Genomic DNA, 24969 nt, shown 5'->3' on the forward strand with positions numbered 1-24969 from the left:
CAGTGAATTTTGTGCTGTTGTTCAAAACATTTTCCTCATCTTGCGCTGAAAAAAACACCAGATCGGGTCAAGCTAACAGTTCTGCGAGCACAAGATTGCGTGTTGATGCTGCGCAGCCTATTGTTGCCGCAACAACAGCTTAAAAAGGTAATAGCCATGAAATTCACTCAACAGCACATCGATGAGCTTAATTTACTGCTGCAATTTGATTTGAGCAGCGCAGCGACCGGCATCAAAGTGCACCACGATGCGTCTGAAGCGGTACAAGCCGCTGTGATTCGTCTGTATAACAAAGGCTTATGTACTCAACCTGATGGTGGTTACCTCACCGATGAAGGCATCGAGATTGCCGAACACGCTGACCGTGTACTGCGTGTACTGAACGCGTAATCCTGTTTTGAATGAGCGCTTTACTGCGCTCATTGCCTTTCTCCCTTGATTCCAACTGTGTTACGGTAGCCACCTCATTCGCTCTTAGATAAAGGATGAACTGATGAAAAGAGTTGTCGTGATAGGTGCAGGATGGCTAGGTTTGCCACTGGCACAATGGCTTAAGCAACAAGGCCATATTGTGTATGCGACACGCACTACCCCACAGGCTGTTCAAACTCTTGAAGATCAAGGTATTGAGAGTTTTGTTTGCCAATTAGATCAACCCGATGGTTTAAGCGATGCTTTGCTTGAGCGGCAATGCGATACCGTCATTGGCTGCTTTCCTCCCGGTTTTCGTCAAGGCGCTGGCGAGCACTATGCCAAACATTGGCAAAACTTGGTGCAGCATGCCAAACAGGCCAATATTCAAAAACTGGTGATGATCAGTTCAACCTCTGTGTATCCCGATATCGCCAAAGCGATGAATGAACAAGACGCCTCTTTGGCATTGGCACTGGATAATTCCGCTTTTGATGCGAAAGCGCGCATCTTACTCAAAGCCGAACAGCATGTGATCACCTCAGGTATGGATTACACCATTCTGCGTTGCAGTGGCCTGATGGGGCCTAAACGCCACCCATCACGCTTTGTCAGCAAAATGGCACAAGTCAGCCGACTCGCGCCAGCCAATATGCTGCATCTGTATGACGCGATTGGTATCGCTCATTTTTCACTAGAGCAGCTCCCCTACTCGATTATCAACGCCACAACCCCCAACACGGTCAGTAAAGCGGAGTTTTATCAGGCCGCACTCGACGCAGTAGCAAGCGAACTGCCTCTGCCACCGCTGTGTGATAAAGAGGAGAAACGGATTGTGTGCGACAAATTATTGGCAGCTGGTTACCGTTTTCATTTCTCTCACACCTTAGAGGCTGTGCACGGTTATGAGTAAACGCTTGTATCAACAGATTGAAACCCTATGGGATTACTTGCAGTTGCACCAACAACCCGACGTTGCGGATCTGATTTTGGTGCTCGGCAGTAACGATGTCCGTGTGGCAGAACATGCGGCAAAACTCTACCACCAAGGCCTTGCCCCTTATGTACTGTTTTCCGGTGGCTTTGGCCGTTTTACTCAAGGGGTATTTAACCACAGTGAGGCGGAGACTTTTGCCGCGATCGCTAAAGATGCTGGTGTCCCTGAACACGCGATTTTGCTTGAGACACAATCGACCAATAGTGGTGAAAATCTACATTTCAGCCATCAGCTATTGGTGCAACAAGCTTGGCCTGCCAAACGCATCTTACTGGTGCAAAAACCTTATATGGAACGTCGCGCTTATGCGACATTTATGCAACAGTGGCCAGAATCGGTCGAAAGTGTGCAGGTTACCTCACCCGCAGGCAGTTTTTTTGACTATTTAACTTCAGAGCTCACCAGTGATTTTGTGCTCAATGCCATGCTGGGCGATTTTGAACGCATCCGAGATTATCCAGCGCTGGGTTTTCAAATCACGCAACCTATCCCAGAGCCAGTGATGCAGGCCTATCAAGCTTTGTTGCCATTAAAAGTGCATCTTGAAATGTCATGATTGTGGCATCGGTTTTGCTTAGCTATTTTGGGGTATAGGTTACTTTTTTAGATAGTGACTTTTTTAGATAGTGACTTTTTTAGATAGTTACTTTTTTAGGTAGATGCTACTTTTTGAATAGAAGTGACTTTGGGAATGGAAGTGACTTTTTGGATAGAAGTGACTGTTTGAGTAAAAATGAACGTTGAGGTCGCCTCCACTTTCCAAACAGCAATCAAGGAGTTTGATTATGGAATTACAACGTCACCACTGCTACGACCTTATTCACATAGGAATGCGTGAATTGTTGGAAGATCGTATGGGCTATTACTCTGCGCTTGATTATCAGCAGACCTTGTATGGCATGACGGGTAAATCCAGCTGTTTAACCATGTCCGATGATGAATTAGCGTCAACCCTTGAAGCCCTAAGAAGCGAAGGCTACCTTCACGAATTACATGACTTCTCCAACTAGTCTGATGGCTCAGGTAAGTACACTGAACTTCGTCATGTGTGACAGATGAGGATGGCGAAAGCCATCCTTTGTTTATCTCCGTATCCCTCCTGACTTCAAATCATTACGGCCTTGAGCATGGCTTAAGCGACCGGTGCTTGCCTCTATAGAGAACCCAAACATCGCTTAACAGTTTTTCTTGCCAAAGAGTTTCGCTACACTGTCGCCACTCATTTGACTGGACGTACCCAAAATGAAACAACTGCTCGACTTTATTCCACTGATCATTTTTTTCGCTTTATATAAGTTTTATGACATCTACGTAGCAACAGGGGCGCTGATCGCCGCCACGACAGTTCAAGTGATTGTCACTTATGCTATGTACAAAAAAGTGGAGAAAATGCAGCTCATCACATTCGTGATGGTTGCTCTGTTTGGTGGCATGACCTTAGCCCTGCATGACGATAACTTCATCAAATGGAAAGTGACGATTGTGTATGTGGTTTTTGCGCTCGGTCTAACCATCAGCCAGATCATGGGTAAGCCTGCGATCAAAGGGATGCTCGGTAAAGAGCTCACCTTGCCGGATGCGGTATGGTCAACCATTAACTGGGCATGGGTGATGTTTTTCAGCGGCTGCGCTGCACTCAATCTTTATGTTGCCTACCACCTACCGCTTGATGTCTGGGTTAATTTCAAGGTATTTGGTCTGTTGGCGGCAACCTTAGTGTTTACTCTGCTCACGGGAGGCTACATCTACAAACACCTTCCCCATGAACCCAAACAGAAAAACCAATAAATTGTCCTGATGGCATACCCAAACGATTTGGCACTTCAAGCAGGAAGGAGATTGGCTGGGCATAAAGGGATGATCCAGTGACGAATTTGTGGTTATAATCCGCCCCCTAATCCACAGCGACCGTATTCGGTCGCTGTTTTGTTTGCTGTGGATCCCCAAATGAATCAAACCGTAAATTCACCTAAAGGCCAGCTTCTGCTGCGCACACTCGCAATGCCTGCCGATACGAATGCAAATGGCGATATTTTTGGCGGCTGGATCATGTCTCAACTCGACTTAGCGGGCGGTATTCTCGCGAAAGAGATCTCCTGTGGACGCATCGTGACTGTTTCTGTTTCCAGTATCACTTTTAAAAAACCTGTCAAAGTCGGTGACGTGGTATGTTGCTACGGCGAATGCACCAAGATTGGCCGCACATCGATGTCGATCAATCTCGAAGTGTGGGTTAAGCCGGTCAAAGAAGAGGGGGTCGGCGAACGTTTTCAAGTGTGTGAAGCCACCTTTAACTATGTGGCGATTGATGCAAATGGCCGTCCCAGAGCAATAAGCCTCAGCAATGGATCACAGAAATCATCTTGATAGGCTGTGTTTCACAAGCGAGTTGCGTAGAGTATTGACTTTGCTTTTGGTCAGTTGATAAGGATTAAAGTGTTATGTGGTATGTGATTTTTGCGCAGGATGTCGAGAACTCATTAGAAAAACGTCTGAGCGTACGCCCAAAACATCTGGAGCGTTTACAACAACTGCAAGATGAAGGCCGTCTGCTCACTGCAGGCCCCATGCCAGCCATCGATTCCGAAAATCCGGGACAGGCAGGCTTTACTGGCTCAACCGTGATCGCGGAGTTCGCCTCCTTAGTTGAAGCACAAGCTTGGGCGGATGCCGATCCTTATGTCGCGGCGGGTGTTTATGCCAACGTCATTGTTAAACCTTTCAAAAAAGTATTCTGATATGAAAAAAATCGTCCTGAGCAGCGTTATCGCCTCGACTCTCCTTCTCGTCGGTTGCAGCTCTGGCTCAGCAGAAAAACAGCGTAACCTTGAGCTATTGGCGGGTAACCGCGCCAGCTTACTCTCGACCGAGTTACCATTGGAGTTTGGCCCTCTGAATATTCTCCGTGCTACCGCCAAAGGCAGTACTGTTGAGCTAATGATGGTGTACAACACGGATGCCAATAATGCCAAACCGACCGAACAAGTACTGCAAAGCGCGGTCAGTAGCTTCTGTGCTAACAAAGACATCCGTTCGAATCTGGATGTTGGGATCAGCTACCGCATCCAAATGCGCAACACGCGTGGTCAATTAATGGCCGATCAGTTGGTCACGAAAGAGAGCTGCAAGCAAGGTTAAGCGAGTTTACAGTCATCAAGCTATACCCAAACGACTTGGAGTTGCAGGTAGGCGGCAAGTGAGTTCATCCCCATGAGCATAGATACATTATGTGATTGGGATGAACGAACGTAGCCAACACCGCTGCAGCTTCAAGTAGCAAGGGGATATTCCAGATTGACTCTCGAGCAACACAAACGAAAAGAACAAAGGCCTCATAAGAGGCCTTTGCGGTTTCTAACGGTTTACTCAAACTACTTGGCGTTGTAGGTAAACCTCAAGTAGGAAGCGTATATCAGGCTTGCCATTCTGCGCGCAGTGCTTTCGCTGCGTTGACCATGTTAGTGAGTGCCGCTTCCACTTCTGGCCAGTTGCGGGTTTTTAGACCGCAATCTGGGTTGACCCACAAACGCTGTGCTGGAATTTTTTCTGCTGCTTTGCGCAGCAGATCTTCAATCCATGTTTGTGCAGGAATGTTCGGTGAGTGAATGTCGTACACGCCTGGGCCAATTTCGTTCGGGTAGTTAAACTCTTCAAACGCTTTGAGCAGCTCCATGTTGGAGCGCGATGTTTCAATGGTGATCACGTCGGCATCCAGTGCCGCAACCGATTCGATGATCTCGTTGAATTCGCTGTAACACATATGGGTATGAATTTGCGTTTCCGGACGCGCGCTACCCGCGGAAATCTTAAACGCTTGCACTGCCCAATCTAAATAGGTTTGATGATCGCGTTTTTTCAGTGGTAAACCTTCACGAATCGCGGGTTCATCAATTTGAATAATATTGATGCCTGCATCTTGCAAATCCGCCACTTCATCACGCAGTGCCAACGCCAATTGCTGAGCAATCTCTTGGCGACTGATGTCTTCACGTGGGAAGGTCCAGCACAGAATGGTCACAGGCCCCGTCAACATCCCTTTCATCTGCTTAGAAGTTAGAGATTGCGCGTAAGTTGACCACTCCACCGTGATCGGTTTTTCACGTTCGATATCCGCCACCACAATCGCAGGTTTTACGCAGCGTGAACCGTAGCTCTGCACCCAACCAAACTGCGTGGTTTGGAAACCGGCGAGGTTTTCAGCAAAGTATTCCACCATGTCGTTACGTTCCGCTTCACCGTGTACCAGCACATCTAGCCCTAGTGCTTCTTGGCGTTTCACTGCATCAGCAATATGGCCTTTCAGTGCTTGCACATACTCTTGCTCGCTCAGCTTGCCTTGGCGATACGCACTACGCTCAGTACGGATCTCACCCGTTTGTGGGAAAGAGCCAATGGTCGTGGTCGGTAAGAAAGGCAGACCCAATACTTCTGCTTGGTGATGAGCACGCTCAATATAAGGCGCACTCCGCTCTGCCAATGCCGCCGTAATATTGTTGATACGCGCTTGCACAGAAGCCTTGTTCACCGTGTGAGAAGATTTGCGCGCAGCAATCGGCTGGCTGTAGGTATCACACGCTAAAATTGCGGCGGCATCCCCCTCCAGAGCACAGCCGAGCAAGGCGACTTCGGTCACTTTCTGCTTAGCAAACGCAAACCAGCTGCGGGTTTCTGCGCTTAGATCGCCTTCCAGATCCAGATCGACAGGGCTGTGCAGCAGTGAACAGGAACTGGCGACCCACAAACGCTCACCCAGCAAGGTTTTTACAGGTTGTAGACGAGCCAGAATGGCACTCAAATCGGCACGCCAAACGTTACGGCCATTGATGACCCCCGCAGAAAGCACCCAATCGGAAGGCAAGCGGTTCACAATAGTTTCGAGCTGCGCTGGAGCGGCCGAAATATCCACATGCAAACCATCGACAGGCAGTTCGACTATCTTATCAAGCGTGTCTAACACTGAATCAAAGTAAGTGGTCAGGAGCAGTTTGACGTCACCGCGGATCACCTGATAAGCCAGCTTAAATGCTTCTTGCCAACGGGGTTCCAGCTCTAACGCCAAAATAGGCTCATCGATTTGTACCCATTGCACACCCTGCTTCGCCAGCTTGCTCAGAATCGCTTGGTAAGCGGTCAATAAACGCGGCAACAGCGTTAAGCGATCAAAGCCCTCTTCCACTTCTTTACCTAAATAGAGGTAGCTCACAGGACCAAGCAGCACTGGTTTTACATCGTGACCCGCTTGCAGCGCTTCATTCACCTCTTCAAACAGTTGTGGCCAGCTTACATTAAACGTGTCGTGAGAGCTGAACTCCGGCACGATATAGTGATAGTTGGTGTTGAACCACTTGGTCATATCAGAAGCCGCACTGCCCGTTCCGCAACCACAAGCATTTTGTGACTGACCACGACCGACACGGAACAAAGTATCTAAATCAGGAAAACCGTGGCTATGGCGCTTAGGCACATGGCCGAGTAACAGCGTGGTGGTGAGTACATGGTCGTACCAAGCAAAGTCACCCGCGGTCACAAAGTCTAATCCGGCTTCTTTTTGCAATGCCCAGTTGTGTTGGCGAATTTGACTACCGACCTGTTTCAAAGCCGCTTGGTCAATCTCACCACGCCAGTATTTTTCAAGAGCAAATTTAAGTTCGCGTTTTTCGCCAATGCGGGGATAACCAAGAATGTGTGTCGTTGTCATGTGAAAATCCTTTGTCTGTTCTTAATAGGTCGTAGAAGCTCTAAGCTGCCTCAGCACATCGAAAGATGTCTGGATGGCTAAACTATCGCGTTGTACGCCTTCGAGGACAAGGTTCATTTATTCAACTTGTTTATTAGTAATTTTCATGTTGGCACTGGCAACTATCAATTTACCTTTACTATTTATCACCAAACTGCTTGGAGTTGCAGGTAGGCAGTAAGTGAGCTCATCCCCATGAGCATAGACACACTATGTGATTGGGGTGAACGAATGTAGCCAACACCGCTGCGGCTTCAAGCAGGAGGGTTATAGCCATCTAGATGTTTACAGCTCCGAAAAATCGGCGTAACTTAGCTAAAAATTCATGTTGGCTTAGGGATAAGTGAGGAGAGTTCATGATAGAGCTGAAACATTTGAAAACGCTGATCTCGCTACGCGATACCGGTTCACTGACCGCCACCGCGACCTCGTTGCATCTCACCCAGTCTGCGCTCTCGCATCAGATTAAAGACTTGGAAGCGCGAATTGGCGGGCAGCTTTTTTTGCGTAAAACACGCCCAGTGCGTTTTACCACCGAAGGCGAAATTTTGCTGCGTTTGGCGGACGATATTTTGCCTAAGATGTCGCGCGCCGAGAATGAACTGGCGAGCCTTAAAGAAGATGTGAATGGACGCCTGCACATGGCGATTGAGTGCCACTCCTGCTTTCAATGGCTAATGCCCGCCCTGCGCGAATATCAGGTCAGTTGGCCAAATGTGGCGCTGGATTTTTCGTCCGGCTTTGGGTTTGAACCTCTACCCGCGCTGTTAGCGGGGGAATTGGATTTGGTGATCACCTCAGATATTTTGCCGCGCTCAGAAGTGCATTATGAGCCGCTGTTTGATTTTGAAATGCGCCTTATCACCGCCACCAACCACCCGTTGGCAGACAAAGCAGGTATTGAACCCCAAGATTTGATCGATCAAACCATGCTCACCTATCCGGTGCAAAAGCAAAGGTTGGATGTCGTAAAACACTTTTTGCACCCCGCAGGCGTTGAGCCCGCACGCTGGAAGCAAGCCGACAATACCTTGATGCTGGTACAAATGGTGTCGGCAGGATTAGGCGTCGCGGCTCTACCGAATTGGGCAATCAGCGAGTTTTCACGCCAAGGGCTCATCACCAGTAAACCGTTAGGTAAAGGGCTATGGCGTCGCTTGTTTGCCGCCACTCGCCATAGCGAAAAAGACAAACGCTACCTGCAAGCCTTTTTCGCTACCGCACGCCAACAATGCAAAAGCCACCTTGATGGGATCAAGATGGCTTCACTTTAGGCATCACTACCGAGCATAAGCTTTGAACTGGTTGGTAAGAGGATCGTATTGATAACCCAGTACGTCTAACTTACCGACCAGATGCTCAATATCCATTTCATAAGTGCTGATCAACTCATCCAGACTGTCACATTCCAAACGCAGTTTTTCATTGACGATGCCCAGCAAGATCACGCTATCGAAGTTTCGTACGTTGCTCAGATCCATCACATCACTCCTGATTGAATGTTTTCACTCAGCGTTTCCGCTCCCCAACTTCATCAAGCATAGTCGCTATTTGGGTAACGAAAAGTGATCTGTGCGACGCACTTCACTCCACTGCGCTACAACGGCATTTGATACAAACCGTGGAATCCGGTTGCGGATGCCAGTACCAAAAGCCCTGCGAGCAATAACTGCCATTTAGTGACGGTTTTGCCAGAGATCAAATGCCAGCACCACGCCACGACACCTGCAATCAGCAAACCAAAGCTCATCACAATCGGCATCAATAGTGTTTGCAGTTGCTCGTCATTCAAACCAGAAACATAAGGCAAGAGGCATAACGCAGTGAGCATGGCAGATACAATCCCTACCACAGGCAAGATTCGATGAAAGGCTTGTAAGCGTGAGCGAGCCAGTGTCAGTAGCAAATGTCCGAACATCGCACCCAGCAGGAAAATCGCCGCAACGATATTGAGCGATGCAGGCCATGCCGGCGCTTCGCTGATCAAAATCCCGACGTAAGCCAGTGCTAAACCATTGGCTAAATACATCACCCACAGCGGGCCTTCTTCACGCGTTTTTTTAGTCTGCACTTGCGAATAGAAGTAAAACAGTGCAAACACCACCAGAAATGCTTCAATTTTGATCGACGCTACGGCCAACCAGAGCACCGCTAACGCAGGCAATACTTTGTGGATACGACCACGCTGCCCGGGGCAAATTTCCCCCTTGACCAGCACCAGTGTCAAAATGATTTGCGCGCCCAATAACATAGGTGCGAATACGGAAATCAGAGAATAAAGCATAGTTTGCCAAATCAGAGAGCTGTCGAGGTGGCAGATAATAGCAAACCTCCTTCGAGAACCCCAAGCAGCGGCCGCGAATTTCCTCTGTGGATGAAACTCCGGTGGTGTGAACTACTCAGACCAGATCGCAAAATGGCTAAAAGTGCAGCAAGCCAAACAAAAGTGGGACGACAAAACATCACAATAGGTTATAGTTTGCGTCCAACTATAACTAGAGAATGATATGAAAATTCGATTATTAGTCAGCATTTTATGCATCCTGTTCGCCGGTTGCGCCTTACAACAAACCAACCGCGCACTCCAACCCGACCAACGCTGGGTCACTCAAACACTGCCCAATGGCCTTACTTACCATCTCTACCCAGACAGTGAACAAGAAGTCTCTATTCGTTTGTACGTTCACGCAGGTTCAATGCAAGAAACCGCGCAGCAAACGGGTTACGCTCACTTCATCGAACATATGGCATTTAACGGAACCCGCCATTATCAGCACAATGATGTGATTCGGATGTTTGAGCAAAGTGGTGCCCAGTTTGGTGCCGACTTTAACGCTTTAACCGGCTACGACCGCACGGTTTATCAGCTCGACCTACCTAATGCGCAAAATATCGATAAAGCGCTATTGTGGTTTGCTGATATTGCTGACGGTTTAGCGTTTGACGCTGATGAAGTCGAAAAAGAGAAAGGGGTGATTTTGGGGGAGTTTCGCGCCTCACGCACAGAAAACATGAGCTTAGAGCAGCAGTTTTATCTGCACCAGATCCAAGGGACCTCCTACGCGGATCGCGATCCCCTCGGCTCACGCGAGTTGGTGCAAGCCGCCACTCCAGACAGTTTGAAAGCCTTCTACCAACAGTGGTATCAACCTCAATTAGCGGAACTGGTCATTACTGGTAACTTTACCCTTGAACAAGGCCAACAGTGGGTTGAGAACTATTTCTCCTCATGGAAGAAAGGCACCACCGAAAAGCCAGCTTCGATTTATCACCAAGCCCTGAATAACCAAGACCTAGTCGCTCCGGTGACTGCAGGAGAATCGCCTAGCCTGACCTTGATCTTCCCCCAAGGCTCAGCAGCGATTAAAGACTATGCCAGCCAGCAAGAGTTTTGGCGCGACGACGTCAGCGAACAGCTATTGCACACACGCCTAGGGGCGGCATTCAATGATGCAGCGCAAGCTACGACGGGCATTTACGCGAGCCATTATGTAGTCGAAGGCCAGCGTTACACTATCATCAGTGTCGGATTTGCGGCCGAGCAAAGAGAGAAAGTGCAAGCCTTGTTACTGGAAACGCTCGCTTCAGTGCGTGATTACGGGGTGACCAAAAATGAGTTGGATATCATTATGCGCGGTTATCGTGAGCATTTAACCTTTTTACAAGAAGATCGCGAAGCCATAACCCCAGCGAGTCATGCCAATCAAAAAGTCTACTCAATTGTATTTGATGAACCGATCCAAGCGACGCTCGATTACCAAGCGAGCTTGAGCAAATTTATTGCCTCAGCGACACCAGAAATGATCAATCGTCATATCCAACAGCAATTGAGCCAAAACCCTGTCTGGGTTGTTGGCGTTGCGGCCACTGAAGATGCGCAAGCGTTGAAAAATGCCTTGCCACAATGGCGTAACGACCTAGCGCAACCTGGCAATCAGCCTATCGACCAACAAGTCGATAGCCCATTCACCCAGCAATTTACTGCGGGCGAAGTGGTGAAACAACTCGATATTAATGACGAACCACAGGTGACTTATTGGCAGCTTGATAACGGTATTGACGTCTATTATCTGCGCAATATTGAAGCCAAAGATCGCGTCTTTGTTCAATACGCCAGTTCGGGTGGCCAATTCGCGTTACCTGCAGACCTACTCCCTGCCGCTGAAATTGCTCCTGCAGTGCAAATGCGAAGTGGTTTAGATACGTTGAACGGCTCTCAGTTTGATCGCTACCTTCGTCAGAAAGACATTGGTTTCTATAGCTATATTGCATCGACCAGTCATGGTTTCGAAGCCAATAGTAAAGCGCAAGAGTTACCTGAGCTGCTGGAAATACTCCATTTATTGTCAACTCAAGTCAAAGTCAGTCCTGATCAGCTCAATTCAGTGAAAACCGAATTTACTCAAAATCGTAGTACGTATTTTGACTCTCCTATCGGCACTTTCATACGTGAGGTCAGCCATCAAAGCTTTATCGAGGGCAGCCCATACAGAATGCGCACTCCTGAACAGGTCGCCCAAGTCACGGCACAGCAAATTGAGCAGGTTCATCAACGTCTCTTCAGTGAAGGACGCAATAATACGCTGGTCATCGTCGGTGATATTGAGCGCTCTCAAATCACCCCGATGTTGCGTCAGTACGTAGCAAGCTTACCTTTGACCAAGGGAACGCTTTCACCTATGACCAGCCAGTTGCTCAAACCGGTTGTACCACGCCTAGAATTAGCACTTAACAATGAAAACTCGACTCAATATTCCTTACGCCTGCTCTCTGAAACTCAGCCGCGTACAGCAAAAACCGTCTTTATCGATGATATGTTGCAACGTATTGCGACTCAGCGTTTACTCACTGAAGTTCGTGAGCATCAAGGTTTAGACTACACGCCACAAGTGATCCCTTACGTGGTCGATGGAGATATTCTCAATGATTGGATACTGTCAGCCTTAGTTGACCCGAAAAGTGAACCACAAGTGGCCAAAGTGATGCATGAAGTTGCGAATGAGCTTGCCCAAGGTGTGATGCAGCAAGAATGGGATATCGTCAAGCAGAAGTTCTTGATAGATATGAAAACACTTGAGAAATCACCCGCGCAACAAGCCTACACCGTGGTACGTTATGCGATTCATCATTATGGGATTGAGGCCATCTACAAGTTTGAGGAGATGACACAATCCATCACCCTCAGCGAAGTCAACCAACGAGCTCAAGCGTTATTTGGCAAAGATACGATGTCACAAGAGCTGATCATGACGCCTAAGGCTAATCCTAAAGGCTAAGCGCTGAGCACACTCATCGAATCAATACTCATTATTCAACCTAAACCAAGCCCGCCAAGCGGGCTTTGTTATGAGTGGCGTTTTGGGGAACCGATATTTCCCCGGCTTTGCTGGCTATATCAACTCGCTAAATAAGCGAGCAGACGCTGCGCAGTCACAATCCCTTTGTATTTATTACCCTCGACTAAAACCCAAGGTGGCGGTGGATTGGTTTTGAGCAACGAGGCTAATAGCTTGAGGTCTGTATCATGAGCCAGTTTGACTTGCGGCGTGCGCATGATTTGATTGACGGGTTTGCGCCAAATAGCGGCTTCACGTGCCGTTTCTAATTCAGTACCCATGGTAGGTGTAAGGTGTAAATTCAGCGCGGCTCTATCCACCAAGCCGACACATTCACCGGCCGTGACGACCGGTAAAACATCGGACTGCACCGAGTTAAAGTATTCCACCGCCAACGAGAGTGGATCTCCGGGGTCGAGCCGATATTGAGTGAAAATCGCTAAACTTTGCAGTGTTGTAATTTCGCTTGATTGCTTATCGGCTTCACGGTTGGTCAGCTTAAGATGTTTGCGATAATCCGAGGCATGAATAAGGTTACTCAGTGGCAAAGGCTTGGCGAAAAAGAATCCCTGTAATAGGTCTACCCCCAACGACTTGAGGACATACACTTCATGTTCAGTCTCTACCCCTTCGGCGACAACCTTAACACCCAAAGTATGGGCAAGATCGGTCATCATTTTTACGATGGCGTAGCGGCGTGACCCCACTTCGATATTAGTCACAAACTCTCGATCGATTTTCAAATAATCAAACTGACACTCCGTTAGGTAAGAGAACGAAGAAAAGCCCGTGCCAAAATCATCAATCGCGACAGTAACTCCACGATTTCGTAAATACTGCAGCACTTCGCCGCCTTGTGATTGAGAGTCAAAGTAAGCCGTTTCCGTTAACTCCACCGTGATATTTTTCGCCAAAGTCGGCGTTTCAGCGAGCATGTCAACCACGCTTTGTAAAATCTGCTCAGCACTCAAGTCGCTGTTTAACGAACGATTGATGCTGACTCCCACATGGTGACCAAATAAGGCGTGAATTTTAGGCAGATCCTTCAGGGCTTTGCCGCCAACCAACTCATCTAACTGATTGATCAGCCCCAGCTCTTCGGCTATTGAAATTAACTCTTGCGTTGATGCATGCAAAATCTCAGGAGCTTGAAAACGGCAAAGCGCCTCAAACTTCACCACAGACCAACTCTGGCTATCCACAATGGGCTGATAAAACACTTCGACATCGCCATTTGCTATCCATTTCTGTACCCATTTTTCCAGTGTTTTACGACGCTCAATCTGCTGATGGATTGCGCGATCATAAAAGTTGATATGTCGAGTTTCCCCCGCGTGGTGCTCCAACATGGCTTGGATGGCATGGGGAACGAGGCGCTCTATTTTATCGGTATCCACATTTAACACCGAAACCCCTAAACGCCCCTTAGCAACGGCTTGATGAGCTTCCTGCCCACCTCGTTGTCGTAACTCAATAAAAAACTGGCGTAAAGTACGCTGTAACCCAACCAAAGGCTGAGCTTCTAGGTTTTTCTCCGCATCCAACTGACACAGAAAAATCCCTTCACCGTGATAGCCACACAGTTGCACTTGTCGGTTCTGCGCCAAACTGGCAGCCAGCAGGCGGATCTGCGCATAGTATTTATCGCTGCTGAATTTAGGCTGTATCGCCAACACAAATCCAGTGGTGGTTTGCTGCTTAGGTAAACGCTGTTTCAACTGAGCACTGAATTTAGACAGCGTCGGTAATTGTGTCAGTAATTCGACATCGCCCGCTTGCTTATCCAGTACGCGATCCAAATGCGGTGCCAGATCCGTGGTAAAGCCGATATAAAAGATCTGCCCTTTCTGAGGACTTAAACGTTTAATGGATAGGTCTTGCGGCCAAACTTCGCCAGAAGCGCGCTGAGATAAAATCGTTCCGCTCCAGCCGCCTTGCTCACGCAATTGCTGCCACATATCCACATAGAAATGCTGCGAATGTTTGCCCGAATTGAACATACTGGTTTTTAACCCCAGTAGCTCATTTTGTTGATATCCCGTTTGCTGCTCAAAATAACGATTGCACGCCAAAATTCGCGTTTGATCATCGGTAATCACAACCCCATGATGGTCATTATCAAATAAAGCATCAAAGGCAAAGGCGGATTCCATACCAGAATGGAAAATCAGTAATGGTGTAATCGTCCCTCGAACAAGCTGGCTACTCACTTCGTCAACCGAAAACGAGACTAATGCCACCAACTTTTCGGCGCTCACCAATAAGGTATTGAGACTCTGTGGCGCTGAACCTGCTTGCGCGAAAAAGCCCGCGGCATCCTCGCGCTGAGTCAAAGGCAAGTACTCAAGAAAATCGTCGGGCTTGGTAATCGAGCGAGAATTTCCCACCAGTGATTGCCACATCACAATATCGTAATCCATGTGCTGACTGGCTAACTGGTAACACCAATCGAGTGGTGCATAACGAGTTTTGAAGCCGATACTTTGTGGTTGTACGGTTGATACATTCACACTCATCCGGTATCCCTAAACTGATGATGTTGATTCTGTGACCACCTTAGAACAGCTTGTCACCCCATACAATGAACTCTGACGCATAACGTTAACTTATCCCTAACTAAAGTATTAGTAACTAAAAACTAACTTGCCTACTTTTCTTTTAGACCTTGATTCCTTTCGTGGATTATTTCGCAAGTAAGAGTGAAATAATCCCTTAGCAAAATCGGGGCAATGTTACGGTAGATACTGGCCTTGCAAGCCGCTATAATGCCGCCCTCTTAATCTTGAGGCCAAAATATGCACAGCGAAGTTACCCCTATCCACCACTACAAAAAATACTGGGCCGAGTGTTTCGGCACAGCGCCATTCTTACCGACCAGTCGTGAAGAAATGGATCAATTAGGCTGGGATAGCTGTGATGTGATTATCGTGACCGGCGATGCTTATGTTGATCACCCAAGCTTTGGTATGGCGATCATCGGCCGCTTGCTTGAAGCACAAGGCTTCCGAGTTGGGATCATTGCGCAGCCAGAATGGCAAACTAAAGATGCCTTCATGGCGCTTGGCAAACCGAACCTGTTTTTCGGTGTAACCGCCGGTAACATGGACTCAATGATCAACCGCTACACGGCGGATAAAAAAATTCGTCACGACGATGCGTACACCCCAAACAACAAAGGTGGTATGCGTCCTGATCGCTGTTCATTGGTTTACTCACAACGTTGTCGTGAAGCCTACAAAGATGTGCCGATTGTGCTTGGTGGTATTGAAGCCAGCCTGCGTCGTGTCGCGCATTACGATTACTGGTCAGACAAAGTTCGCCGCTCTATCCTGCTGGATGCGAAAGCCGATATTTTGCTATTCGGTAACGCAGAGCGCGCACTGGTTGAAGTGGCACACCGCTTAGCCAATGGCGAATCCATCAATAAGATGGTTGATGTGCGCGGCACCGCAGTGAATTTGGCTCAAGTCCCTGAACATTTTAAGATTATCGATTCCACCCGCATTGATCAGCCAAACAAACCCTTTGTGCCCAGCAATCCGTATGAAGTGGAAACCCAGTGCGCGACCAAAGGTGATGAGAAAGAAGAAGCGAAACCTATCACCATTCGCCCATCGCGCCATGATGCGAAGACCACCGCAGTGCGTCTGCCTTCATTTGAAAAGCTGGTGAATGACCGTATTTTGTACGCGCACGCCAGCCGTGTGTTGCATTTAGAAACCAACCCTTATTCAGGCCGTGCGCTGGTGCAGCGTCATGGTGACCGTGAACTTTGGGTTAACCAAGCACCGATCCCGCTCACGACTGAAGAGATGGATTTCGTGTTTGGCCTTTACTACGCCCGTGTTCCGCACCCTAAATATGGCGATGCGAAAATTCCGGCGTACGACATGATCAAAACCTCGGTCAACATTATGCGTGGCTGTTTTGGTGGCTGTTCATTCTGCTCTATCACCGAGCACGAAGGGCGCATCATCCAGAACCGTTCGCAAGAGTCGATCATCAATGAGCTGAAAGAAATCCGCGACAAAGTGCCGGGCTTTACTGGTGTGATTTCAGACTTGGGTGGCCCAACAGCGAACATGTACCGCCTTGGCTGTTCAGATCCAAAAGCAGAAGCGAACTGTCGTCGCCCAAGCTGTGTGTTCCCGGGAATCTGTCATAAGCTGAATACCGACCACAAACACACCATCGATCTGTATCGTGCAGCGCGTGATGTGGATGGCATTAAGAAAGTGGTGATCGCTTCTGGTGTACGTTACGACTTGGCGATTGAATCGCCTGAGTACGTGCGTGAGCTGGTGACTCACCACGTCGGAGGCTATTTGAAGATTGCTCCTGAGCATACGGAAAAAGGCCCACTGAGCATGATGATGAAACCGGGCATGGGGACGTATGATCGCTTTAAAGAGCTGTTTGAAAAATACAGCGCTGAAGCAGGTAAAAAACAGTATCTGATCCCTTACTTCATTGCCGCTCACCCGGGGACTGAAGATGAAGACATGGTCAACCTCGCACTGTGGCTGAAATCCAACAACTACCGTTGTGACCAAGTACAGAACTTCTATCCATCGCCAATGTGTAATGCTACCGCGATGTATCATGCAGAAGTGAACCCGCTGAAACGCGTGAAATACAAGAAACCGGAAAAGGTGCCAGTGGCGAAAGGTGAAGCGCAACGTCGCTTGCATAAAGCCCTGCTGCGCTACCATGATCCTGCCAACTGGCCGATGATTCGTGAAGCACTGATTGCGATGGGCAAACGTCATCTGATTGGTGATCGCCCTGAGTGTCTGATCCCAGAAAAAGATTCAGACCTAGTCACCCCAGCACAAAGCCGCAAATCAGGTCGTCATGGCGCGAATCGTTTTGCGACCAAGCATACGCATAGCCAACCGGGCTTTGATGCGCTGCGTGGTAACAAATCTGGCGGCCAAGGTCGTCCGAACAGCGGCAATAAATCGAATCAGGGCAAACCTGCCAGCAGTAAACCGACAGGCAATAAGCCAACGGCGAACAAACCTGCGGACAACCAACCTGCTCGCGGTGAACAAAACCGAGGCCAACAAGGTCAACGTGGTTCAGCGACAGGCGGTAAACCGCAAGGTTCTGGGCGTCCTGCCAGCCGTGGAAATACTCAACGTCAGCCGCAACGCGCACGTTAAACCCTATTTACCTTATTCTCTCGCTTCTAGGGAGAGTTCCTTATCCCCCCTTCTAGGAGAGGCTCTTCTTCTCCTCCTTCTAGGGGAGATCCTTCTTCTCCCCCTCTAGGGGAGATCCTTCTTCTCCCCCTCTAGGGGAGATCCTTCTTCTCCCCCTCTAGGGGAGGTCCTTCTTCTCTCCTCCCCCTTTTAGGGGGAGGTCGGGAGGGGGTATTTTCAAAGCATCGGCACCACCGAAAGCAGTAACAATCCCCCCATCACCCCATTAAACCAACGCACATAATTGGGATGGTTCATCCAGTAGCTCAGTTGTTTGCCTGCGGCAGTCCACACACTGACTGAAGGTAAATTCACTAACGCAAACACCAACGCAATCAAACCGAGCTGTAGCCAACTCGCATTCGGGTTAAATACACTCACCGCCGTGAGCGCCATTGACCAACCTTTTGGGTTCACTTCATTGAGGTGGGTTTTATCGCGTATGTGGCGATTGGCTTAAACAGCCATACCAAGCAATCACAGCTCAGCTTTGAGCAGCATGTCCGCTTTGCCAAAGAAGTGGTGGAATGCCATAACATTACTGGCATGAACGAATACTTACTGCGCGTGGAAACCAAAGACCTAGTGGCTTACAAGCGCTTCCATGCCGATGTGCTTGGCGAATGTGCAGTAGTCAAATCCATCACCACCATGGTGGTGATGGATTCACCCAAAGATGAGCGGCAGTAACCTCACCAACAAGCACAGCTGCAAAAAGAAACGCCTTCCAAATGGAAGGCGTTTTTACATTAATCACAGATTAATCGGTTAGCTCACTGGCCAATTCTTCGGCGAATTTCTGCTCCGCCGTTTTTGGCTTTTCGGTTTGCGCAAAACCGCGTAGCCCCACCACATGTACGTGCTCGTGATCTTTAAACACTTTACGTACCAGTTTGTAAGTGGTGCCCTTCTCTGGGCTGATGTTCTCTGGCGCTGCAATCAGTAACTGCATATCCAGACGCTCACACAGCTCAAACAAGGTGGCGATGGATTTGGCATCCAGTCGCGCGGCTTCATCAAGGAATAACAGGCGACAAGGCACAATATCTTTACTGCGCAGACGACGCGACTCTTCTTCCCAGCTTTGTACCACCATCAGCAGGATGGACTGACCGGTACCGATCGCTTCACCGGTCGACAATGCTCCTGACTCAGCTTGCAGCCAACCATCCGAACCACGGTTGACTTCCACACTCAGCTCTAGGTAGTTACGATAATCCAAAAGCTCCTCACCCAAGACTTGAGGTGAACGTTGACCCATATCGATGTGTGGGTTCACACGTTGGAAAAGCTTCGCCATCGCTTCTGAGAAGGTGTAACGCGCGCTTTCAAACAGATCTTTGTGTTGCGCTTGCTGCTCAGACAATCCTGCTAAAAGGATTTCATGACTCTCACGCACTTTCACATTCAGGCGCACGCCATTCACCTGACCAAAGGAGATGTTCGACAGTCCTTGGTTGAGCATGCGGATACGGTTTTGCTCACGCTGAATAGTTTTGCGGATGATGCTGGCTACCGAATCTGAACTGATCGCCAAACGTTGCTCACGCTGAGTCAACTCTTCGGTTAGACGCGCCAGCTCCACTTCCATCTCTTCAATCGCTTCGACCGGATCGTCGGTGCGAATGATGTCTTGACGAATGCGCTCACGCAGATGCTGATATACCGCAATGTAGAACAGCACTTTACGCTCAGGACGTGAGTTATCTTCCGACTGACGCAGTGCATCGCGCAGATCTTCATTGTTGGCGACCGCGAGACGCAGCGCACCCAAGGATTTATCCGACATTGAACGCAGTTCATCGGCAGACAGGTAAGCCAACTCACGCTTGTGCAGACGACGTTCAACATCGTTCTCACGCGCCAGACGCAGTACCGAGCACCAACCCGCTTTCGCGTTGACCACGAAAGTACGCAGATCTTGATAATCTTTCTCGACTTTCTTCATGCGCTTGACCAGCGCTTTCATTTCCAGCTCAGTAGATGTGATGGTGCGTTCGTATTCGCTCTTACGGCTGCGCGAAGTGTGCAGACGTTCTTGCAGCTCATCGCGACGACGCTGAGCACGCTCAATCGCACCTTCGTCAGCATGCACACCAAACTCTTGTAGCTCTTGTTTGAACTCTTGCACCGTTTCCAGCTTAGCTTGGTGCGAACTTTTCAGTGATGCCAACAGCTGATTGTATTGGCTGAGCTGAGCTTGCGCCTGTTTCAGCTCTTCACGGCTGCGGGTACGTTCACTTTCCGCCTGCACCAATTTCGCTTTGAGCTGTTCACTCAGCTCACTGCTTTGGTTGAGCAGATCCACCGAGTCGGAATAAGCAAAGTGGTGACGGCGTTCAAGCAGATCCGACAGCGCAAAAATTTGCGCTTTGAGTTGCTGCAGTGCATGGTCCGCTTGCTGGTATTGTTGCTCCAGCGCATCAAACTGCTCTGGGTCGGCATCGAGTACTGCCGCCACTTTTTCCAGCTCGCTGATGGTGCGGCCATGCGCCGCGATAAAGGCTTTTGCCTCAGTCAGCTGTTGCAGTTTCTCTTCAAGCTCTTGGTAACGGGCTTCGAGCGTCTCTTCGTCAAGTAGACTCATTTGCGGCGCAAGTTTGTCTAGCGCAGCTAACGCTTGTTTACTGGCTTGCAACTGGCTACGCAGTTGCTGCTCTTGCGCTTCAAATTCGCTGATCGAACGCAGCAGTTGGTTACGCTTATCGCGCGCATTCGCCAAGGCTTGTTCAGGATCAGCATCAAACGCCACTTGCAAGTGCATCGCGACAAACTGGTTGAAGCTCGAGTACAGACGTTGCAGCTTTTGCGAATCGAACGAAGCTTTGGCGTGTTGCTCAACCACGTCATCACGCTCTTCACGCAGCAGCTCTAAACGCTGCTCACGCGCCGCACGGCCAAACAGTGGAATGGCTGGGAAGCGCGAGTAGCGCATTTGGCGCTGATTAAGCTGAACGCACACCGCGCCTTCCAGCTCTTCGGCATTGAATGAACTGTCATCAAACGCATCCACATCGCCTTCGATGAGGTAGAGATCTTCCGGACAGTCATCCAGTTCAACCAGTTTTTCTTTAATACCAGAGAGATCTGACACCACAATCGCGTGACGTGCAGGGCCGTACATCGCACTAAAATACGGCGCATCATCAATGGTGATGTCGTCATAGATTTCTGACAGCAGCACACCGCCGAGCGTATCTGCCAGCCCTTTTAGACGTGGATCGTTAGAGCCCCCCGGAGACGCTAAACGCTCAATTTCGCTATCGAGTTTCGCGCGGCGCTCGGCGAGCTTATCTTTCGCCATGGATTGGGCTTTTTCCAGCTCCAACACTTGCTGCATGTGCGCCATGACAGACTGGCTATCGGCAAGTTCTGCACCACTTTGCTCGCGTAGCGTTTCTAACGCATCGTTAGCTTTGATCCATGCAGGCGCAATCGACTCAAAACGGGCGATTTGCGTTTGCAGCTCTTGCTCTTGATGGCGCAGCTGACCACGCTGTTCACGGCAGTTTTCCTGCTCGGTTTCCAGCTCTTCTAAGAGTGCCGAGTGGCGCTCACGCTCTAGCTCGACGGTCGCGGCATCATCCAAGGCCACACTATGTTGTTTGTGGTATTGGGTTGCCAGATCACGCACGCTGCGTTGCTGTTCAAGTTGGCGCTCAAGGTCACGCTGTTGTGCTTGCCACTGCGCTTCATTTTGCAGCACATTCTGAGCTTCACGCGCTTGGCGGATCACTTGCTGCGCTTGGCTCGCAGCTTCACTGCGCGCGACCTCACCCAGCACGCGTTTCACCAATTCAAAGGCATGGTTAAACTGCTGCGCCGCGGCCGAAGACATATCGAGCTTATGCTTGAGTGCTAACAGTTCGCTGGTGCGCGTTTCCTGCTCCGCTTTCAGTTGAGTCGCTAACGCTTGCGCACTTTCCGCAGTGAGTTCTGGCCTATCCAGTAAGCGGCGCGCTTTATCGAGCGCTTGCACGGCTTGCTGATATTGCAGTGCACGGGTTTGCTGCACATCAAGGGCTTGCTGATAATCGGCCAATTGCGATTTGAGGCTATCGACTTCCTCTTCGCTAATGATCGCACGCTCTTCAGCCTGCATCACTCGTTCATTGGCTTCTTCGACCACCATCATCTGCTCTTCGAGGCGGAAATTCAGCTCTTCGAGATCTTCTTGATAGCGTTCAATTTTTTCCTGCTGACGCAGCGCGTTTTGCACCAATTGCAAGTGGTCAGACGCGCCTTGGTAATCTTGTTCCAGCGCCGACTCTTGCTCAACCAGCAGTTCTAACTCTTCATGAACACGGTTCAGCAAGCTGTTTTGCTCAATCAGGGTTTCACGAGAAGAGAACAGCTCACCGCGCAGAGCCAAGGTTTGTTCCACCTTGTTACGGCGATCATTGGCGTGGCGCATGTAGTCTGCGGCTACATAGTTGGTCGATTCGGTGATCAGGTGTTTGAACAGATCGCGATCCGCTTGCGTGGTCTTGATCGCTTCCAGCGTCATGCGGTTTTCACGCAGCGCGGATTCCATATCTTGGAACGCTTTCTTCACGCCGCCATTTTGTGGCAGCAAATAATCACGCAGTGAGCGGGTGATTGCACTGGAAATACCGCCGTAAAGCGAAGCTTCAATCAAACGGTAGAATTTTGAACGGTCTGAGCTGTTACGCAGTTTTTTCGGGATCACGCCAAATTCAAACATCTGTGCGTGGTAGTCGACAATCGAAGGGAAAGATTTGAAGTGCGCGCCTTCAATTTGACCCACGGCATCTTTCACTTCATTGATTTGGCGAACACGCGCATGTTTGTCGGACACGGTTTCGACCAACACATCGGTCGGTTTAACATGGCTTGGCAAACCTTGGATCAAGAAAGGTTTGATATCGACTTTCTTATCGCGTCCCGCCACTTGTTGCAGCTTCACCGCAAACAGTAAACGTTGGTTACGTGAGTTCACCACATCCAGCGCGGCGTAACACGCCCCCGCTTGCAGCTTACCGTACAAACCTTTATCGCGTGACGCTTGCGAGCTCCCCGCTTCGGTGGTGTTACGGAAATGGAGCAGGCTTTGGTCTGGGATCAAAGCGGTGATAAACGCCGCCATGGTAGTAGACTTACCCGCACCGTTACCACCGGATAAAGTGGTCACTAAATTATCAATGTCAAAGGTACGCGCAAAGAAGCCGTTCCAGTTGATCATGGTTAGCGATTGATATTTACCTCGTTCAATCATGCTTCATCTTCCCACTCGGTTTGCTCTTCGTCGTACTCAGCTGTTGGGTTTTCCAACAGGCTTTGCTGGCTTGGTTCTGGGGTATGTACCACGGCTTCACCATCACGGATCAGACGCAGCTGCGCTTCACGCACATCACCGCCCAAACGCACATCCGCACCAAAACGAAATACCGCTTCAGTGATGCGGAATTTGCCCGTATCACCAATGGTGATCAGCATACCGAGGCGACGTAACCGACGCAGCGAAGTACGTACTTTTTCAAACAGCTTCTCGCGATCCAGATCCGATCCGCTCGCACGGTTGGTCACCAGCTTCATCAGCTTCTTCTCTTCCACCAGTGTCAGTAGCTCATCGTACAGCTCTTGGTTAGTGAAAATGCCTTCATGCGCTAAACGTTCAGGGCTCAAATAGAGGAAACAGAGCACTTTACCCACCAGCATATCCAGCTCAGAGAGCACACTGCGGTTGATAAGCGACGTGGAACGAGGACGCAGATAGAAAAAACCTTCCGGCGCGCGCACCAGTTCAGTGTGGTAGCGTTGATAAAACAGCGCCAAATCCGGCTCAAAATCTGACAGGAAGGCGTGGTTATCCAAATCGTCACTGGAAACATGACGCCCCGCGCGCAGCAAACTGTCTAGCGCTGGAAATAGCGGGTTTGCAATCGCTTTGGCCAGATTCTCTGGCATGTATTCATTAATATCGGTCGATGACATTCGCTTGTACCTTTGCGCCAAAATCGTTGATCGCCGTCCAGTCAGGCTGGATAGCGCGGTAGTCGGACTCGGAGTAACCTAGCCTTACCGCTTGGTCGACAACCATTCGGGCTAAATCGAAATGATGGGTTCGTGGATGGCTGGTTAGGTAATCACGCAGCACAAGGGCTAAATCAATCGCTGCGCCCTGCTCTTTATGCACTTTCAGCATGTCGCCAATCCGCTGCGCAAGTTCATCGTTCACTTGTTGCAGCTCTTCGTATTCCACTTCTGTCGGCACATGACCAGTAACTTCTTCGTCACGCAGGGTCAAGGTTTCATCACGCAGATCGGATAGACGTTCTGCATCGGCGTAAGTGAGATACCAAGGTTGTTCAAAATAGTCGTTCATTGACTGACGCAGACGTTGGCTGAACGCGCGGTTCTGATCCATATCAATCGCGGTACGAATAAACTTGTGGACGTGGCGATCGTAACCGATCCAAAGATCAATCGACTGCTGACCCCAACTCGTGATGCGGTCAAGCTTCATCTGCAGCGCAAACAGCGTCTCTTCGATAAACTCAAGCTCAGGATCACCATAGACGCGCTCTTGAATATCGAGAATTTGCGTTTGCAGCTCATCACCTGCCGCTTGCAAGGTATCTTGCAGCTCACGCAGTGTGGCGGAAGTCTCAGACAGCAAGGCCTCACAGTTGTTGATCGCATCGCGCCAATCTTTATTCAGCAGATCGGCAATCTGCTCTTTGACCGATTGCTGCTGCTCATCCATCACACGCTGGTTAAGGTCGATGCGATCGAAGATTTCACTCACCGAATATTTGAGCACGCCAAACACGTTTTTGCGCCAATGGGCGACACCGCCGCCCTGCTGCGCGGATTCCACGGCTTTCGCCATCTCATCCGCCACCATAGAGAGTTGGATGGATAGTTTGAGTTTGGAAAATTCGCGATGACGAACATAGTAATCGGTAATGCCGATCGCTAAAGGAGTCAGACGGTAGATGCTGGCACCTTCCGTCATTTCGCTGGTAAAGCGGCTTAGTAAGCGCTGCTTGACCAGATCATTAATCGCATTGTTAGCCCGAAAGGCTGAGGCTTCTCCCGATTCTGCAAACAAGCGCGTCACTATCGCGAATGCATCGTGAAGTTCCCCTTCTCCGAGCTCTTCATCAAATCTTTCATTACTGAGCACAGCAATCGCGAGCAAAAATGCCAGCCGCTCAGTAGGTAGATTCAATGAGAAGTCATACTGTTTTACCCAAGTGACGAGTTCGTCGATGGGCTTTTGCACAGTATCCTGAGTAAACTCACTCATTGTGTGTCCTG

The 24969-nt window shown here is 49.4% G+C and carries 18 protein-coding genes and 2 pseudogenes; 12 read left to right on the plus strand and 8 right to left on the minus strand.

Going from position 1 to position 24969, the window contains the following annotated elements; translation table 11 throughout:
* Window positions 1-156: 156 nt before the first annotated feature.
* From R4537_RS12920 to R4537_RS12955, 8 genes are all read left to right on the plus strand, one after another.
* Window positions 157-390 (plus strand): TIGR02647 family protein, encoded by a 234-nt coding sequence (locus R4537_RS12920; protein ID WP_000673326.1) that lies wholly within the window; start codon window positions 157-159, stop codon window positions 388-390.
* A gap of 103 nt (window positions 391-493) precedes the next feature.
* Window positions 494-1324: an NAD(P)H-binding protein gene (locus R4537_RS12925; RefSeq protein WP_000832741.1), complete on the plus strand. Its 831-nt coding sequence runs from the start codon at window positions 494-496 to the stop codon at window positions 1322-1324.
* Window positions 1317-1964 (plus strand): YdcF family protein, encoded by a 648-nt coding sequence (locus R4537_RS12930; protein WP_000044446.1) that lies wholly within the window; start codon window positions 1317-1319, stop codon window positions 1962-1964. Before R4537_RS12925 ends, R4537_RS12930 begins: the two co-directional genes overlap by 8 nt.
* Before the next feature lie 229 nt (window positions 1965-2193).
* Complete coding sequence (locus R4537_RS12935; RefSeq protein ID WP_000422989.1) at window positions 2194-2418, plus strand: hypothetical protein; 225 nt, start codon at window positions 2194-2196, stop codon at window positions 2416-2418.
* 232 nt (window positions 2419-2650) lie between these two features.
* Window positions 2651-3196 carry a septation protein A gene (locus R4537_RS12940; RefSeq protein ID WP_000811598.1) on the plus strand — a complete coding sequence of 182 codons (546 nt, stop codon included), beginning with the start codon at window positions 2651-2653 and terminating at the stop codon, window positions 3194-3196.
* A gap of 159 nt (window positions 3197-3355) precedes the next feature.
* Window positions 3356-3775 (plus strand): acyl-CoA thioester hydrolase YciA, encoded by a 420-nt coding sequence (gene yciA, locus R4537_RS12945; RefSeq protein ID WP_001077272.1) that lies wholly within the window; start codon window positions 3356-3358, stop codon window positions 3773-3775.
* Window positions 3776-3849: 74 nt separating this feature from the next.
* On the plus strand, window positions 3850-4146 hold the full coding sequence (locus tag R4537_RS12950; RefSeq protein ID WP_000270410.1) for a YciI family protein: 297 nt from the start codon (window positions 3850-3852) through the stop codon (window positions 4144-4146).
* A 1-nt stretch (window position 4147) separates the two neighbouring features.
* A complete protein-coding gene (locus tag R4537_RS12955; protein ID WP_000725069.1) occupies window positions 4148-4546 on the plus strand; it encodes a GspS/AspS pilotin family protein in 399 nt (132 codons plus the stop codon).
* A 274-nt stretch (window positions 4547-4820) separates the two neighbouring features.
* Here the strand turns inward: R4537_RS12955 and metE are convergent, their stop codons facing one another.
* Window positions 4821-7106: a 5-methyltetrahydropteroyltriglutamate--homocysteine S-methyltransferase gene (gene metE, locus R4537_RS12960; protein ID WP_071178394.1), complete on the minus strand. Its 2286-nt coding sequence runs from the start codon at window positions 7104-7106 to the stop codon at window positions 4821-4823.
* Window positions 7107-7501: 395 nt separating this feature from the next.
* Between metE and metR the strand changes: the two genes are divergently transcribed.
* Window positions 7502-8419: an HTH-type transcriptional regulator MetR gene (metR, locus tag R4537_RS12965; RefSeq protein WP_071178395.1), complete on the plus strand. Its 918-nt coding sequence runs from the start codon at window positions 7502-7504 to the stop codon at window positions 8417-8419.
* A gap of 6 nt (window positions 8420-8425) precedes the next feature.
* Here metR and R4537_RS12970 read toward each other — a convergent pair whose 3' ends face one another.
* Window positions 8426-8626 carry a DUF4250 domain-containing protein gene (locus R4537_RS12970; RefSeq protein ID WP_000366101.1) on the minus strand — a complete coding sequence of 67 codons (201 nt, stop codon included), beginning with the start codon at window positions 8624-8626 and terminating at the stop codon, window positions 8426-8428.
* A gap of 116 nt (window positions 8627-8742) precedes the next feature.
* Window positions 8743-9429, minus strand: coding sequence for a hypothetical protein (locus tag R4537_RS12975; RefSeq protein WP_071178396.1), 687 nt, complete (start codon window positions 9427-9429; stop codon window positions 8743-8745).
* A 223-nt stretch (window positions 9430-9652) separates the two neighbouring features.
* On the opposite strand from R4537_RS12975, the gene R4537_RS12980 reads away from it, so the two are divergent.
* The gene (locus R4537_RS12980; RefSeq protein WP_071178397.1) at window positions 9653-12421 is read left to right on the plus strand and encodes a M16 family metallopeptidase; all 2769 of its coding nucleotides are present in this window, start codon (window positions 9653-9655) and stop codon (window positions 12419-12421) included.
* Between the two features lie 119 nt (window positions 12422-12540).
* Here the strand turns inward: R4537_RS12980 and R4537_RS12985 are convergent, their stop codons facing one another.
* A complete protein-coding gene (locus R4537_RS12985; RefSeq protein ID WP_071178398.1) occupies window positions 12541-14997 on the minus strand; it encodes a sensor domain-containing phosphodiesterase in 2457 nt (818 codons plus the stop codon).
* A 279-nt stretch (window positions 14998-15276) separates the two neighbouring features.
* On the opposite strand from R4537_RS12985, the gene R4537_RS12990 reads away from it, so the two are divergent.
* Window positions 15277-17646: a YgiQ family radical SAM protein gene (locus R4537_RS12990; protein WP_071178399.1), complete on the plus strand. Its 2370-nt coding sequence runs from the start codon at window positions 15277-15279 to the stop codon at window positions 17644-17646.
* A gap of 216 nt (window positions 17647-17862) precedes the next feature.
* On the opposite strand, the pseudogene R4537_RS12995 reads toward R4537_RS12990, so the two are convergent.
* Window positions 17863-18102: pseudogene (locus tag R4537_RS12995) on the minus strand (LysE family translocator); the annotation flags it as partial.
* A 3-nt stretch (window positions 18103-18105) separates the two neighbouring features.
* Here R4537_RS12995 and R4537_RS13000 point away from each other — a divergent pair.
* Window positions 18106-18375, plus strand: a pseudogene (locus tag R4537_RS13000) (Lrp/AsnC ligand binding domain-containing protein); the annotation flags it as partial.
* Window positions 18376-18445: 70 nt separating this feature from the next.
* Here the strand turns inward: R4537_RS13000 and mukB are convergent.
* The 3 genes from mukB to mukF are packed head-to-tail and all read right to left on the minus strand — an operon-like array spanning window position 18446 to window position 24958.
* The gene (mukB, locus tag R4537_RS13005; protein ID WP_071178400.1) at window positions 18446-22921 is read right to left on the minus strand and encodes a chromosome partition protein MukB; all 4476 of its coding nucleotides are present in this window, start codon (window positions 22919-22921) and stop codon (window positions 18446-18448) included.
* On the minus strand, window positions 22918-23640 hold the full coding sequence (mukE, locus tag R4537_RS13010) for a chromosome partition protein MukE (RefSeq protein ID WP_000099361.1): 723 nt from the start codon (window positions 23638-23640) through the stop codon (window positions 22918-22920). Before mukE ends, mukB begins: the two co-directional genes overlap by 4 nt.
* Entirely contained in the window at window positions 23621-24958 is a 1338-nt protein-coding gene (mukF, locus tag R4537_RS13015) for a chromosome partition protein MukF (protein ID WP_071178401.1), read from the minus strand. The genes mukE and mukF overlap by 20 nt, the downstream gene beginning before the upstream one ends.
* Window positions 24959-24969 lie beyond the last annotated feature (11 nt).

Source organism: Vibrio paracholerae (genome assembly GCF_037672085.1).
Lineage (GTDB): Bacteria > Pseudomonadota > Gammaproteobacteria > Enterobacterales > Vibrionaceae > Vibrio > Vibrio cholerae.